A 14,769-nucleotide genomic window follows, 5' to 3' on the forward strand; every position below is an offset into this window, starting at 1 on the left:
GCCGAGTTTGTCCACCAGATGATCAAGCGCCCGGTGCGAAACTTGTGGCGGCATCAGATGCCGTTCGGCGAGGAGGACGCGGATGCACTCCCCACATGGTTGAGCTCGCGAATCGGAGAGGTCGAGGGTCCAGAAGATCCGCCAGTTGACCGCGGATCTACCACATGCGGCCTGCAGCGACCCGACTCGTCGAGCATGCCACGCACCGAACGGCACCTCTGGATACCTGGCGCCGTCCACCACGACTCCATGTGGGGCGGAGACCAGGTACGAGGGCCACGCTTGCGTCCGACCTGACCGACCCTCAAGGGTCCTGGTAGAGGGGTCGGTCTGCTGAGCAATCATCGGCTTCCCTTCACTCGATCAGACGATGACATGACTGTGTCGGTCAATCGACCAACGGTCCACCTCGCCAACGCGGCCTACCCGCGGCCGGGCGAGCTGGCGACGCTCGAGCCGGCTAGAGCTCCTGGGCCAGATGCGGCGACAACTGTGTTGCTGAGGCGACCTAGACCATCCACCTCCACCTCGACGACGTCCCCGATCGAGAGGTACTTGGGTGGGTCGAAGCCCATACCGACTCCGCCAGGAGTTCCCGTGAGGATCAGATCACCTGTGTTGAGGGTGAAGTACCGAGAGATGTAGCTGATCAACCGGGGTACGTCGAAGATCAAGTGCCTGGTGTTGGACTCCTGCCTCAGCTCTCCGTTCACCCAACTGCGAACCCCGAGTTCGCCCAGATCGGGCTCATCGCCTGTGACGGTCAGCCAGGGCCCGAACGGGGCGAAGGAGTCGAGGGACTTGCCGCGCACCCACTGTCCGTCCGCGAACTGAGCATCTCGCGCGGATACGTCGTTGGCCGCCACGGCTCCGAGCACGTGCTCGAGAGCGTCACGCTCGGTGATGTCCCTACCGGGCCGTCCGATGACGATCCCGAGCTCAGCCTCGTAATCGAGCTGGGTCGTCTCCGGCAGCACGAGAATGGGTGCGCGGGGCCCGGTGACAGCCGAGGGGAACTTGGCGAAGAGCAGCGGACGTTCGGGAATGTCCAGGCCGGTCTCCTCTGCGTGATCTCGATAGTTGAGGCCAACGCAGATGATCTTTCCAGGGGCGACCGGGGCCAGGAGGTCCACCGAGCCCAGCGCGTGAGTATGGCCGGGGTCTTGGGCGGTGACCCCTGGGCTGCAGATCGCCCTCACGAGTTCTGGCAGGTCGTCGTCGCCGGGCTCGTGCAACATCTCACCTTCAACGATGCCGAGGCGGACGTGCTGGTCCGAGGTTCGGAAGACCGCGACCTGTGGACTCCGCGCTGCATGGTTCATGCGGTGACCTGCTTTCGTGGGATGGACGTAGGGGTGCAGCGAATCGCGCTGCCAAGCCATCTGGCGTGACCAGTAGAAGCGGGTCGACTCACCTGCGCCGACAACGTCGCTTCACCACAGTTAGGACGATGACCAGGGCGAGGACCGGAACCACGCGCCTGGCCAGTGGCATCAGCGTCATCGGGCCGAGATCGAGGGGTTCCGATGCGCGATGCGGCTCTGTGATGCCGCCACGAGCTCGCGAGCTTGAGTCAGTTGTGCCCTGGAGACTCTCGGGAACCGTCGATCCCGAAACGCCATTGATCGGCTGCTCCTGGAGGGAGGCAGCCAAGTTGGTAGCGAACTGGGCGAGGATGCGCGAAGAGACGTCTGACATGACTCCTCGTCCGAACTGGGCAGCCTTTCCGGTGACATCGAGGTCGGTGTCGACGTCGACGCGCGTACTGGCCCCGAGGTCGGTGAGCTGGGCTCGGATCGCGACGGTCGCTCCACCCCCTCCCCTCACATCCTTGGCCCGTCCCTGCATGACCATGGCCTTGCTCTCAGGATCGAGCTGGACCTCGGCCACACCCCGGAAGGTCATGGCGACGGGTCCTAATTTGACCTTGACCGACCCCTTCACTTCGTCCGCGGTGAACGAGTCGAGGCTTGCCCCGGGCAATGCGTCGGCGACGGTGGGGAAGTCGGACAGGCGAGCCCAGGCGCTGTCGATGTCGGTCGGGACCTCGAAGCTGTTTCGGAGCTTCACGAGTCACCCACAGAATTCGAAGGCGCGGTACTCACAGGAGCACCTCCGGCTCGGACTTGATCATCTGACGCGCCATGCCGGCGAAGTAGACATCGGACCCGCGCTCCAACAAGGAGGTCTTGATCCCAGCAACGAGGCCGGCGGCCATCGGCAGAACGTCGGCCTGCAGCAGGCTGACATGCACCGCCATGCGGCACGCACGTTCGATGCTTGCCGCCCGGTAGGTCGCCTCCTCGAGCGTCTCTCCCGTGATGAGGATGCCGTGACTGGCCAGGAAGGTCACCTTGGAGTCCCCGATCGCCTCGGCGACTTCGGCACCGAGCTCGGCGCTGTCGACCTCGCCGCCGTACTCCTGGACGAACTTGAGGTCACCGTCGAACATGCTCGACGTCTGGTGGATGAGGCCAGGCAGGCGCCCAACTGACGCCAAGAGGCTTACCCAGTACGGGTGGTTGTGGATGACGACGCGCGCGTCGGGGCGGCGGCGGTGGAGCTCGGTGTGGATGTGGATCGCGGGTGTCACGTCCCACTTGCCTCGGACGACATTGGCATTCTCGTCGATCTCGCAGATGTCAGAGGACTTGATCTCATGCCACCACAAGCCCCACGGGTTCACGAGCATGGTGGAGTCGCCAGGCCGCTGCCAGGTGATGTGACCGATCAGGTTTTCGGCGAAATCTTCGCGAGCCAACCACCGGAAGACGATGGCAAGCTTCTGGTCGTCATCGAGCTCCACCCCGATCGGTGGGACTACGCGGGGACTCCACACCTCATACCCGCCCTTGCGGGTTTCAACCTCAGCCGTGGTCTCATCCATGGTCGTCATGACAATTCCCTTTCATCGCTGTGAGGGTCGGAATGGCGGCGGTCGGACTGCGGGCCGGTCGGCGACGCTTCCCGTGCGGCCTGAATCGCTGTCCACACCCGGAGAGGGGTGAGCGGCATGTCGATGTGCGTCACGCCTAGGGGGGCCAGGGCGTCTATGACCGCGTTGTGCACCGCAGGCGTCGCGCCGATCGTCCCGGACTCCCCGATCCCCTTGGCACCTAGGGGATTGCGAGGGCTCGGCGTGACAGTGTTGCTCACCGAGAAGGCAGGAAGATCAGCAGCCGACGGAATCCCGTAGTCCATGAGATTCCCACTCAGCGGGTTGCCCACCGCGTCGTAGGTCACTTCTTCGAACAGAGCCTGCGCAACACCCTGGGCGATTCCACCCATTTGCTGCCCGGCGACGATCAGGGGATTCGCGATGATGCCGCAGTCGTCCACGGCAAAGTGGCGTACCAGGTCCACCTTCCCGGTCTCCAAGTCGACTTCGACGACGGCCACGTGGCTGCCAAAGGGGTAGGTCGACTCGGTGCCGTCGAAGTCGACTTCACACGAGAGCCGCCCACTCGATCCGAAGGCTTCGGCCACATCGGACCAGCTCCAGACGTCATTCTGTCCAGCGATGTGAAAGGAGTCGCCCCGAAGCTCAACCACAGCGCGATCGACATGACACTTCTCAGAGATCAGCTCTCTAGCAACCTCGACGAGCTGGTGACTGGCCAGGTACAGCGCTGAGCCCGCTGTCTGCAGCGAACGAGACCCAAACGTGCCCACGCCTCTGGGGACGTGGCGAGTGTCCGACTGGAGCAACCGGACACCTTCCGGCGCCACCCCGAGAACGGACGCAATGATGCCGCCGAAGACGGTCCAATGTCCCTGTCCGTGCGCGGAGGTGCCGACCGTTGCTTCCACCACGCCGTCGGAGCAGATGCGAAGGGCGCCGTACTCCCGGTGATTGCCATCGGGAGCTGTCACCTCGACATACGAGGCGATACCGACTCCCATCGCTCGTGTGGTTGTCTGCGCTCGCATCGACTCCTGCGTTCGACGCAGGTCGTCGTAGTCGGCGAGGGTTAGCACCTGGTCGAGCGCCTCTTCATAAGCCCCGGAGTCGTAGTCGGCGCCCGTACGCGTCACCACCGGGAAGTCGGACGCCCGCAAGAAGTTGAGGCGGCGCAGCTCGGCGGGGTCCACTCCCAGTTCCTGGGCAGTCAGGTCGACCAGTCGCTCGAGGAGCTGGGCCGCCTCGGGTCGGCCAGCCCCGCGATATGGCCCGGTCGGGGTGGTGTTCGTGGCGACAGACCGACCCCGCACCCGAATTCGAGGGATTGCGTAGACGCCTTGCATCATCTGCGCCGTCATCTTCAGCAAGTAGGCGCCGAGCGCCGGATATGCACCGGCATTGGTGGTGATGTCGACGTCCAAGCCCTGCATTCTGCCGTCGTGGGTGATCCCGAGCCGTCCGCTGAGCAGGACGTCACGTCCCTGAGTCAGGGACAGCATGTTCTCGCTGCGGGTCTCGGTCCACTTGATCGGCTGGCCCAGCCGCCGGCACACCTCCAGGGCGATGGCGTACTCCGGGTAGCTGTGTGACTTGGGCCCGAACCCTCCGCCCACATGAGGGGCAGCCACGTCCAGACGGCTCAGCTCGAGGTTCGTTGCTCGTGCCAGCTCGTTCTGGACGACGAGCGGGTTCTGGCTGGGTATCTGGATATCGAACCGGCCACCATCCGCCGGACGGACCAGGATGCCGTTGCACTCCATCGGGACGCCCGCGAGCCGTTGGCTCCTCATCGACAGCTCGATCACTCGGTCAGCCGACGCGACCGGGTCGTCGTCACCGATGGACACCTCATAGCAGGTGTTCCCGCCCGCGTCCGGGAACAGGTGGGGCGCGTCCGGCCTCAGCGCATCGAGGACGTCGACCACCACGTCTAGATCCTCGAGGTCGTAGTCGACCACTTCTGCTGCGTCAACTGCGGCCGACCTCGTTCTGGCTACGACGACCGCGATGATGTCCCCGACGAAGCGGACCCGATCGACTGCCACCGGGGGCCGCGCGAAGAGGTTCGAGGTCTTCGTCCAGGTCTGGAAGGGAGGTAGGTCCAGGTCAGAAGCCCGGTAAGCAACGACCACGTCGGTCATGGACCGTGCCGCGGAAACGTCGACGTGCTGGACGAGGGCATGGGCAACTGGAGACCGCACGAAGTGCAGGTACAACACACCCGGCACGACGAGGTCGTCGAAGAACTGCCCAGTGCCGTCGACCAGAGGGCCGTCCTCCAGGCGCAGTCCGCTGGACCAAGGGGGCCGCGCGCCATCAGGTGATGGAATTCCCACGACGGTCAGGCCTCGCGGTAGATCGGACCGCGCTCGAGGACTGGATCCAGGAGGCCCTCTTCCACGTAGCCCAGGTAGTCGTTGGGATTGACCGGCCGCGCCACCTGCCCGTGATAGCCGATCAGATCGGCGACACGTCTGTCCATGAGATACCCGCCTCCAACGAAGAGCCGCAGGAGGTACGACCCATCCGGATCGGTGACGGGCAGGTCACGGACGAACTGCTCGGGGTCGGCGTCCGCGGCGCGAGCGAGAAGGTCGCGCAGTGCCTGGACAGCGTCCGGCCGAGATCGGAGGACGCGGTCGATGAGATCCCGATGAATGCCTACGTCAGATGCGCTCGGCATCTCGTCCGACCGGGGTATCAGTTGATCCGCGATCTGTGCAAGCACCTCTCGTTCCTGTGGGTCCAGTGCATCGCTTGTGGTCACCGTGCCTCCTTGACGAATCTGCCGACGTAGGCATCAGCCGCTCGGAGTGCGTTCGCCGCGATCGTGGCCGTCGGGTTGACCCCGGACGAGGTCGGGAACGAGCTGCCGTCGAAGACGAACAGGCCGGGCACGTCGTGGCTCTCGCAGTCCGAGTTCAGTACTGAGGTTCGGGGGTCGTCTCCCATCCTGGTTGTGCCGAGCAGATGCCATCCGGAGTAGCTGGTCGGGGCCGACACGACCTCGTAAGCACCCATCTCCTTCATGAACTCGATGGACTTCTCCGTCTGGAACGCGATCATTCGCTGCGAGTTCTCGGAGGTGCGGTATTCGATGCGGGCCGCTGGCAGGCCGCTGGAATCGGTCGCGGTCCTGGAGAGCACCACCCGGTTCGACTCCTCGGGGAGGTCTTCACAGACGATCCCCAGCCACGCCGACCGTGCGAACCTCGCACGTAGGGTCTGATGGAACTTGGATCCCCACACATCCTCGTCGTCCCACAGCCCAGGCATCATCACCGACAGCGGCGAGGCAGTGGGCATCAAGCCCCACTTGGCGCCGCGAACGAACCCTCGGGACGGGTCGGTCTCGTAGAACTCCATGACGTGGGCGTGCTGGCCGTAGACGCCTCGCCAGCTCTCGAGATCCTCTTCGAAGAGGCCGACCGTGCGGATGAACGGATGCATCATCAGCCGACGGCCCACCAAGCCGGATGAGTTGGCGAGCCCGTCCGGGTTCTTGTCGTCGGCCGACATCAGGAGAAGGCGCGGTGTGCCGATCCCGTTGGCACACAACACCGTCGCGTCTGCGTGCTGAATGCGTTCGGTTCCCGTTCGGTCGATCCAGATGACGCCAGCGGCCCGCCCTGACTGATCGGTCAAGACGCGCTTGACGCGGGCCTCTGTCTCAAGGCGCACTCCCGATCGCAACAGTTCGGGCCAGTGGGTGCGGTCAGTGCTTCCCTTGGCGCCGGTCGGACAACCATGAATGCATGCGGTCCGCTGTGCGCAGGCGTGCAGTGGACCGTGCTCGACCGTGGCGATGGCGTTGGAGCCCGGCCACCAGTGCCATCCGAGTCGGTTGGCCGCTTCCGCGGCCCGTCGCCCGATGCGGTTGAGTGGGACCGGTGGCATTGGCGGAGAGTTGCCATCGGGGTAGCACGGATCGCCCTCGAGGCCGCTCACCCCGAAGTCGTTTTCGACAACGTCGTAGTAGGGCGCCAGCGCGTGATAGTCGAACGGCCAGTCGTCGGCTACCCCGTCGAGGGTGCGGACGCGGAAGTCCGAGGGCAGGAAGCGTTCCCAGTGACCCGCGTAGACGACGCTGCTTCCGCCGACGCCGTTGTACATCAGGGCGGTGATGTCACTGTCACGGTCATCGATCGGGTAGTCAGCGGCCGCGCGGCGGGAGTTTGGGTCCCAGCTCCAGTCGCGGTCCGCGGTGATCTCGTAGTCGGGCTCGCCTGCCCTCGCCTTCGAGTAGTCCGGCCACGTGCCTTGTTCGAGCACCACCACGGACATCCCGGCTTGGCTGAAGCGCTTCGCAGCGACCGCTCCAGACGGGCCGGCGCCGACGATAACGGCGTCGACCACCTCACCGGTCATGAACTGACACCTGCATGACCGAACTTGGACTGGAGGGCTCGCAGGCCGACGGCGAAGACCCCGTTGCTGAAGTGGTCGACCCAATGAGCTGCGATCGACGGATCACACTCGAAATCCGTGTGCCAGGTGATGAAGCATTCGTTCGACGCCGTGACAGGGAAACAGGTGAGGCGCGCGACGTAGTCGGTCACGGGGAACGGGGCCAGATCGATCCTGTAGCAGAAGCTGCGGTCGACGTCCGACAAGTCGAGAAGCGTCTCGCGAACTTCGGTCCCGTCATCGAGGTAGAAGTGGCGAGTAGCACCGACCTGGTCCGATGCCAGACCGGCCTCGATCTCACTGGACGCGACACCTGGGAACCAGGTGGTCAGGCCGTTGAAGTCCCTGATGAGGTTCCATACGGCGTCAGCCGGCGCTGGGATGACGGCACTGGAGTGAGCTCGGGGCATTTTGGATCCTTCGCGTTTGTGTCCGGGTCGGGGTGACTCTCATCGATGGTCGGCATCACGAGCCGTGCCCGGTCCGGGTCGAGGCGGACCGGGCACGGCCGTGGGTCAGGAGACGGCCTTGATCACCTGCTCGTCGGAGAGCAGCGACGAGAAGATGGCGCTCGGCGGGGCGTCCGGGTGGCACTGGGGCTGCATCTTCGGGTTGGTCGAGTCCTCAAAGGTGCTAAGCAGCCAGTCTGACGGTTCATCGTCCGTCAGGCCTTCGGCTGCAGCCACAGCCTTATGCAGGGCAACACGGACGACCCAGGTTCGGGCGGACACCGTGAGCATCTGGAAGTTGGGGTTGTCAGGCTTGAGGTCGCCGAACGTGCACGAGAGCTCGTTGACATCGTCAGACACCCACGGGACGAGCGGCCGACCGGCTTCGACGAACGCCTTCCAACCGCCAGGTGCGCACGTGCCGCACTCGTTGTAGACGCCGTCGATCTGGGGGTACTTCACGAGGGCACCGGCAACGGCCTTCTGCTCGTCTGCGGGGTTCCAGTCGCTGGTGAGCGGCTCGTCATTGAGCAGCTTGCAGTCAGGGTGCTCCTTCATTGCGGCCTGGATCCCCGTCGTGACGGCTGCACTAAGGGGGTTACCAGCAGAGCCGCCGACGTGGAGGATGTTGCACGTGTCGCCTGCCGCGTTCTTGATCAGCCACTCGGTCTGCACTCGGGCGACAAGCGCGTCGTCAGCGTTGACCGTGTCCGTGTAGTCCTTGCCCTTGGTGCCGGCCGGGTGAGGGTAGTTGATGAGCGTGACGGGGATTCCCGCCTGCATCGCCTGCCGGATCGCAGGCATCGTCGGGTCTCCGAAGTCGGTCAGGACGACGAGAGCGCCAACGCCTTGAGCCACGAGTCCCTGGATGTCGGAGATCGTCTTCTCCAGGCTTCCCTGACCGTCGGTGGTGATGACGTCAGTGATGTTCGGACACTTGGCCGCCTCGTCCATGAGCTCGGCCTTGGTGATCTTCCGCCATGAGTTGACGCCGGCGTTGCTGTCGACGTAGCCGACCGTGATCTGCTTGTCTCCGCAGAAGTCCTCCATCGGCTTCATGTCGTCCTCTTGGATGCCGACGTTGCCGGGAATCTCGACACCGTTGACGACACGGGAAGGGGCGGCGCTCGCGCTTTCGGACGGGACGCTCGAAGTGTCAGCTGCGGCATCACCTGAACTGTTGTCGGCGGTGCTGCAGCCAGCCAACAGAAGCGCACCAGCCGCACAAGCCATCGCGACGATGCGTGCCCGCTTCTTGATAGGCCGAGAAGGGTTGGTCGTCATTTCTGGTTTCTCCTGCTCTACGCGGGTTGCGATGGAACGTGACGTCCGTCACCGTAAAGTGTATGCAGTCTGCATGTCAATCTGCATACAGCCGTTCTAGACAGACTTTGCCGCACTGTTCCAGGCTCGGCGCACCAGGACGGCAGCCAAATGCCTTCTATACGTGCTCGTTGCCACCTGGTCATCCAAGGGCTCGATCTCTTCATCGAGCGCTGCACGGACCTGCTCGTCTCCAGGCCATGCGGACGAGAGGACGTTTTCTGTATGCAGTGCCCGTAGCGCCACTGGTCCCATGCTTGACAGTGCAAGCCGGGTGGAGTCTGAGGTTCGAACCAGTGCCGCGGCGCCGATTGCCCAGTCCTCGGCCCGGCGGTGGACCGATTGGTACGACCAGGCGACGTCGGGGTCGGCTGCGCATCGGATCTCGACAACCCACTCGCCAACATCGAGGACCGTCTCAAGGAAGCCCGTGGCGAAGCCCAGAAGTGGTCGTTCGCGTCGCACACCGTTGCGGAGAGTGACCACTGTGGCATCGAGCGCGAGCAGAGCGGTCGCCATGTCCGATGCCGGATCCGAGTGTGCGATTGACCCGCCGATCGTTCCGCGGTGCTGTACCTGGAGGTCACCGATCAGGGTGGCGACGTGAGCCATCAGCGCTGCGTCGCGTTGCACGACTGGCGACTGGGCTATGTGGGCGTAGGTGGTCATCGCGCCGATGCAGAGTTGATCGCCGTCGCGCCGCACGTACGCCAGGCCGTCGACCGTCGAGAGGTCGAGTAGGTGGGCCGGAGCTGCGAACCGGAACCGCATGAGCGGGATCAGTGACTGACCGCCGGCCAGAAGCTTGGCGTCCTCACCGAACTGCTGGAGGAGAGCCTCCACCTCCGCGATCGTTCGCGGGCGATGTGCGACGAACCTTGCCGGAATCATGTGTCGTCTCGATCGACTGACATGATGGCTTCCACGATGCCCTGATAGCCGGTGCAACGACACAGATTGCCCTTCAGCGCTCTGCGAACGCCTTCGTCGGTGAGCGTCGGCTTCTCGGCGATGATCGACGCTGCGGCCATGAGCACTCCAGATGTGCAGAAGCCGCACTGCAATGCGTGGTGCTCGTGCAAAGCGCGCTGCAGCGGGTGATCTCCGCCCTCGATGCGAAGTCCCTCGACGGTCGTCACCTCGTGCTCTTGCGCCTGGAACGCGAAGACGGTGCACGACTTGACGGATTGCCCGTCTATCAAGACGGTGCAGGCTCCACAGGTCGATGTGTCGCAGCCGATCCGCGTCCCGGTGAGGCCCAGGTTGTCGCGTAGACAGTGGACCAGCAGAGTTCTGCTCTCGACTTCGACGTCGCTCGCCTTGCCGTTCACAGACAAACTGACCTGCATGGCTTCAGGCCTCCTCTCGCGTCCGTGCGCCTGCTGAGTAGAGAGCCGCAGCGGCGAGGACCACGGCGCCGACGAACCAGTACTGCCATTCGGAGCCAAGCCGGAGGAATGTTGTCGATGTCGTCATCATCTGGAGCAGGAGGGCAGCCGCGACCACGCTGATGAATGAGCCGCGACCACCCATCACCGAGACGCCGCCGAGAACCACGACGGCGACGGTCGACAAGGTGTAGCTGATGCCGGCCTTGGGGTCGCCGACCTGGATCAGGGTGACGAAGTAGAGCGCCGCTAGTCCGGTGAGGAGGCTGCTGGCTACGTAGGCTCCGATGAGGGTGCGCCTAACGTTCACGCCCAGTCGGTGGGCGTTCGCACTGTTCGACCCTACCGCGCGGAGCCCCACGCCTTGGACACTGAAGCGAAGGCAGAGCTCCAAGGTGACGGCCAGGACTACCAATACGCAGAGGGACACCGGCACGGGTCCGTATTGGGTTGCCAGGGGCGTCGAGAACGTCTCCGAAATGGTTCCGCCGGGCGTCAGACGCAGCAGCAGGCTGAGACCTTGCAGTGCGAAGAAGGTGATCAGGGTTGCGATGACAGGAGTGATCTGCATGTAGGTGACCAACACGGCGTTGACGACGCCAACCATCAAGGCCACGAGCATCACCAGGGCTGTACCTGCCAACAGGCTCGAGATCTGGTCTAACGCGAGCTGATAGCTAGCCACCACGGTGGTGAGGCCCATGAGTGGGCCGACCGACAAGTCGATTCCACCCGTGAGGACTACGACGGTCTGGGCGAGTGAGGCCAGTCCGAGGATTGCGGCCAGCGTCAGGTAGTTGCTGATCGTGAACGAAGTGAGGAATCCATCGTTCTTGGTGCTCACGTAGGCGGTCAGGATTGCCAGGAGCACGAGGCTGAGCGCTCCGCTGGCGTAGTCCCCTCGTGCGAGGTGGCCCAACCTGGTCCGCAGGCTGGGTGCGCGATGGTCGGTGTCCTCAGCCCGTCGGGTTGTCGTGGCGGTGATAGCGGCGTGCGTGATAGTCGATTCCGTCATGTTGTCGCCGGCAACGGTCCGAACGACGTGGCCACGTGAGAAGACCAGGACGCGATCACACAGGCCGCGCAGCTCAGTCACATCTGTGGACTTGACGATCACCGCACATCCGTTGTCCGCGGCCGACCGGAGGGCACGGTAGAGGTTCAGCCTCGCTCCCGCGTCTACGCCCTGAGTAGGCTCGTCGGCCAGCAGAACGCGCGGATTAGCGAGCAGCGCTCGGGCGAACAGCACCTTCTGCTGGTTGCCACCGGAAAGGGATTCAACCTCGGTATCGGGGCCGTCCATACGAATCTCAAGATCCTGCTGCTGGTGGGCGACCGCTGATAGGACCGCACTTCGGCGGAGCAGCCCGAACCTACGAAAGCTGGAAAGTGACTGCAGGGTCATGTTGTCTGCGATGGACGTCCGAGGCACGAGACCCTCAGCTTGACGGTCTCCAGGAATCAGGACGATCCCATGACTGAGTGCCTCTCCGGGCGAGCGGACGCGTGCGGCTGATCCCGCCACGGTGAGTGATCCCGAGGATGCCGGATTCTCGCCCGAGAGTGCACGCAGGAACTCATGTTGACCGTTGCCCTCGATACCCGCCAGCCCCACGATCTCACCGGCTCGTACTTCGAGGTCGACTGCGGCGAAACCTCGTCCGGTGAGTTCGGTAGCACTCATTACGACAGTCCGGTCATGCACTGTCGATTTGTCGGGGAATGCAGAGTCAACCTTTCGTCCGACGATCAGGGCCAAGATCTCGTCATCGCCTAGGTCGCCAACATCATGGGTGCCGAAACTGCGCCCGTCCCGCAATATCGTCATCCGGTCCGCAATCCGGCGCACGTCTGGCAGCCGGTGGGAGATGTATGCGACGGCCGCTCCTGAGTCGACCGCGCGGCGAACTTGGTTGAAGAGCCACTCCGACTGCGACACCGAGAGCGCTTCGGTGGGTTCGTCGAGGATCAGGACCCGGCACTGGGAGGCCAGGGCCTTAACGATCTCGATCATCTGTCGAGTAGCCAGGTCCAGATCGCCGAGTCGAGCCCGTGGGTTGACGTCAAGTCCTGCAGCCTCGAGTTGCCTACTTGCCCAGGAACGCGCCCGTCGCAGCGGTGGCCGGACCGACTTGGGGAGACCTAGGACCATGTTCTCAGCCACTGTCAGGTCGTCGAGTTGTGCTGGATGCTGGTAAACGATCGCCAGACCGCGATCTCGCATCTGTTGCGGCCCGTGGCCAGTAACGTCTTCGTTCTCTAAGATCACCTGCCCACGGTCGGGAGCGAAGACTCCTGCGGTGATTGCCATGAGTGTCGACTTACCGGCGCCGTTTTCACCCAGCAGTGCGTGTACCTCACCGGGGCGAAGCTCGAAGGAGACGTCCTGCAATGCGACGACTGAACCGTAGGTCTTCGTAATGCCCTCGAGGCGGAGTGCCTCGATGCTGGCAACGTCAGGGTTGGGTACAGCAGTGGTGGTCATACCGACTCCTTCTCCTTCACGGGCTCCACGCCTCGGTCAGAGGTCGGGTCGTTGCCGAGCCCGACCTCGCGGAGGGAGGCAGCCGCTTGCCGCCGCTGGCTGAGGACCGACGTGATGGTCCGCGTACCCATGCTCACCGCGATCACTGCTCCTTGAGCAACGAAGATCACGGCAGTGCTGAATCCGGCGCCCAGGAGGAGTTGCTCGAGTTGGACCAAGAACAAGGACCCGATGAGCGCACCTGGAATGCTGCCCGTTCCTCCGGCAAGGGAAGTGCCGCCGAGGACGGCTGCAGCGATGGATGCAAGCAAGTACGGGGTGCCGCCGTCGAGTTGCGGCGCACTGACCGTTCCCGCCAGCGTCACGCCGGCCAGTCCGTAGAGGAGGCTGGCTGCGACATATGCAACGAAGATCTGCCTGAGGACCGGCACACCGGCAACGTGTGCGGACCGTGGCGCGGCCCCGGCAGCTCGGAACCGATGCCCCGCTGCCGTGCGACTCATGATCAGAGCTCCGACGACCGCGAGCGCGCAGAGTATCCAGCCGGGGTACGCAATCCCGAAGACCTCTCCGTGAACCGCGCTCTGAAGCCATGGCGGACTTGGAGGAACTGACCTCGCCCCGCTGTAACGCTGGATCACTCCCAGCACGAGCGTGTTCACCCCGAGGGTCGCGATGACCGGTGTCAAGTGAAGGAGACCGATCAACACGGCGTTCGCCAGACCTACGGCGATGGCCACGGCCAGCGCTATCGCTACTGCGGTGGTGAGGCGGTCATCGGCCTGATCGGCGACTTTCACTGTGATGACTGACGTCAGTGACACCGTGGCGGCCACTGAGAAATCGACGCCCCGCTGCTGGATCACCAAGGTCTGTCCGAACGCCGTAAGGGCCAGCACGCACGTGAATGGAATGACCGTGGCCAGTGGGCCTCTGCCCAGCGACCCACTGACCAGGATCGGGCTGAGGGCGAACAGCGCGACCGTAGCCACCGTGATGGGAAGCGCCGGGCTTCCCCTAAGACCAGCAACTACCGGCGGGACAGACATCCCTGCCTCCTCGCGGGACCATAGCGATATGGACTGTATGCAGACAGCGCACCCGGTGCGCCCAGTCTTTCCGCAATGTCAGTCACAGAACGTCGATGGGGAACGGGTACGCGGAGGCCGCAATATCGTGGAACTGTATACAGTTGAATGAACCGCGCGCAAGTGCCATCCGGCTCAGCCGTCTAGATTGGGGGCGGGAATGCGGCGGAGCAAGCCACTGCGCGTGAACCGACCTCTGGGCCAGGACGTAGGCGTTGTGTATGCAGTAGCGGCCAATAGAGTTATGTGAGACCGCGCCCTGGCGCCCATTGAACTGGCCTTCATCGGAGCACCTACTGTGCACATTTGCGTGCTACTGTTCGGTAGTGCGCGCATCAAAAAGGTCTTCCCCGTGACGTCGGCCCGCCAGACTGCGGTCAGTTCTCCCGGCGCTGGCCAGACAACACAGGACGTGTATGCAAGCGTGAAGAACGCGATCCTCTCTGGTCAGTTGGCTGTCGGAGAGACCGTTTCGCAAGTGAAGTTGGCAGAGCGGCTGGGTGTCTCGCGCACGCCGCTTCGTGAGGCGCTACGGTTGCTGGAGCGTGAAGGACTGATCGAGGCCAGTCCCAACAAGCGATCTCGCATGAGCAATGATCAGAACCTGTGGATGGCCCTCGGCGGGGTGACGTGAAGCGGGCGCACCTCCCGAGCAAGATCGAAGCCCATAACAGTTCTGATCAGGGTCGGCGTTGGCGCGCCGGCTCGGGAAGGTGCACCCATGCTC

Annotated in this window: 13 protein-coding genes; 1 reads left to right on the forward strand and 12 read right to left on the reverse strand. The window is 63.9% G+C overall.

The features are described 5' to 3' along the window. Positions 1–422: 422 nt before the first annotated feature. The 12 genes from ACILRH_RS20140 to ACILRH_RS20195 all read right to left on the reverse strand — a co-directional run bounded on the left by ACILRH_RS20140 (position 423) and on the right by ACILRH_RS20195 (position 14,003). The gene (locus ACILRH_RS20140) at positions 423–1,322 is read right to left on the reverse strand and encodes a fumarylacetoacetate hydrolase family protein (RefSeq protein ID WP_395695851.1); all 900 of its coding nucleotides are present in this window, start codon (positions 1,320–1,322) and stop codon (positions 423–425) included. A gap of 88 nt (positions 1,323–1,410) precedes the next feature. After that, complete coding sequence (locus tag ACILRH_RS20145; protein ID WP_395695852.1) at positions 1,411–2,070, reverse strand: SRPBCC family protein; 660 nt, start codon at positions 2,068–2,070, stop codon at positions 1,411–1,413. A 31-nt stretch (positions 2,071–2,101) separates the two neighbouring features. Beyond that, entirely contained in the window at positions 2,102–2,896 is a 795-nt protein-coding gene (locus tag ACILRH_RS20150) for a class II aldolase/adducin family protein (RefSeq protein WP_395695853.1), read from the reverse strand. Next, positions 2,893–5,238 (reverse strand): xanthine dehydrogenase family protein molybdopterin-binding subunit, encoded by a 2,346-nt coding sequence (locus ACILRH_RS20155; RefSeq protein ID WP_395695854.1) that lies wholly within the window; start codon positions 5,236–5,238, stop codon positions 2,893–2,895. The genes ACILRH_RS20150 and ACILRH_RS20155 overlap by 4 nt, the downstream gene beginning before the upstream one ends. Positions 5,239–5,243: 5 nt before the next feature. Further along, entirely contained in the window at positions 5,244–5,669 is a 426-nt protein-coding gene (locus ACILRH_RS20160) for a gluconate 2-dehydrogenase subunit 3 family protein (RefSeq protein ID WP_395695855.1), read from the reverse strand. Next, the gene (locus ACILRH_RS20165) at positions 5,666–7,270 is read right to left on the reverse strand and encodes a GMC family oxidoreductase (protein WP_395695856.1); all 1,605 of its coding nucleotides are present in this window, start codon (positions 7,268–7,270) and stop codon (positions 5,666–5,668) included. Before ACILRH_RS20165 ends, ACILRH_RS20160 begins: the two co-directional genes overlap by 4 nt. Then, on the reverse strand, positions 7,267–7,719 hold the full coding sequence (locus ACILRH_RS20170; protein ID WP_395695857.1) for an SRPBCC family protein: 453 nt from the start codon (positions 7,717–7,719) through the stop codon (positions 7,267–7,269). The genes ACILRH_RS20165 and ACILRH_RS20170 overlap by 4 nt, the downstream gene beginning before the upstream one ends. Positions 7,720–7,824: 105 nt before the next feature. Next, positions 7,825–9,042 (reverse strand): substrate-binding domain-containing protein, encoded by a 1,218-nt coding sequence (locus ACILRH_RS20175; protein WP_395695858.1) that lies wholly within the window; start codon positions 9,040–9,042, stop codon positions 7,825–7,827. Between the two features lie 96 nt (positions 9,043–9,138). Beyond that, a complete protein-coding gene (locus tag ACILRH_RS20180; RefSeq protein WP_395695859.1) occupies positions 9,139–9,972 on the reverse strand; it encodes an FAD binding domain-containing protein in 834 nt (277 codons plus the stop codon). Further along, positions 9,969–10,412, reverse strand: a complete 444-nt coding sequence (locus ACILRH_RS20185) for a (2Fe-2S)-binding protein (RefSeq protein WP_395695860.1) — start codon at positions 10,410–10,412, stop codon at positions 9,969–9,971. The genes ACILRH_RS20180 and ACILRH_RS20185 overlap by 4 nt, the downstream gene beginning before the upstream one ends. 22 nt (positions 10,413–10,434) lie before the next feature. Further along, positions 10,435–12,954 carry an ATP-binding cassette domain-containing protein gene (locus ACILRH_RS20190; protein ID WP_395695861.1) on the reverse strand — a complete coding sequence of 840 codons (2,520 nt, stop codon included), beginning with the start codon at positions 12,952–12,954 and terminating at the stop codon, positions 10,435–10,437. After that, positions 12,951–14,003: an ABC transporter permease gene (locus ACILRH_RS20195; protein WP_395695862.1), complete on the reverse strand. Its 1,053-nt coding sequence runs from the start codon at positions 14,001–14,003 to the stop codon at positions 12,951–12,953. Before ACILRH_RS20195 ends, ACILRH_RS20190 begins: the two co-directional genes overlap by 4 nt. A gap of 451 nt (positions 14,004–14,454) precedes the next feature. Between ACILRH_RS20195 and ACILRH_RS20200 the strand changes: the two genes are divergently transcribed. Beyond that, positions 14,455–14,676 (forward strand): GntR family transcriptional regulator, encoded by a 222-nt coding sequence (locus ACILRH_RS20200; protein WP_395695866.1) that lies wholly within the window; start codon positions 14,455–14,457, stop codon positions 14,674–14,676. Positions 14,677–14,769: the final 93 nt, after the last annotated feature.

The sequence above is a fragment of the Nocardioides sp. genome (assembly GCF_044226765.1).
Taxonomy (GTDB): domain Bacteria; phylum Actinomycetota; class Actinomycetes; order Propionibacteriales; family Nocardioidaceae; genus Nocardioides.

Coding starts and splice junctions, on each gene's coding strand:
- ACILRH_RS20150 (WP_395695853.1), bottom strand. CDS start 2,896: ATGACGACCATGGATGAGACCACGGCTGAGGTTGAAACCCGCAAGGGC.
- ACILRH_RS20170 (WP_395695857.1), bottom strand. CDS start 7,719: ATGCCCCGAGCTCACTCCAGTGCCGTCATCCCAGCGCCGGCTGACGCC.
- ACILRH_RS20165 (WP_395695856.1), bottom strand. CDS start 7,270: ATGACCGGTGAGGTGGTCGACGCCGTTATCGTCGGCGCCGGCCCGTCT.
- ACILRH_RS20140 (WP_395695851.1), bottom strand. CDS start 1,322: ATGAACCATGCAGCGCGGAGTCCACAGGTCGCGGTCTTCCGAACCTCG.
- ACILRH_RS20180 (WP_395695859.1), bottom strand. CDS start 9,972: ATGATTCCGGCAAGGTTCGTCGCACATCGCCCGCGAACGATCGCGGAG.
- ACILRH_RS20190 (WP_395695861.1), bottom strand. CDS start 12,954: ATGACCACCACTGCTGTACCCAACCCTGACGTTGCCAGCATCGAGGCA.
- ACILRH_RS20175 (WP_395695858.1), bottom strand. CDS start 9,042: ATGACGACCAACCCTTCTCGGCCTATCAAGAAGCGGGCACGCATCGTC.
- ACILRH_RS20195 (WP_395695862.1), bottom strand. CDS start 14,003: ATGTCTGTCCCGCCGGTAGTTGCTGGTCTTAGGGGAAGCCCGGCGCTT.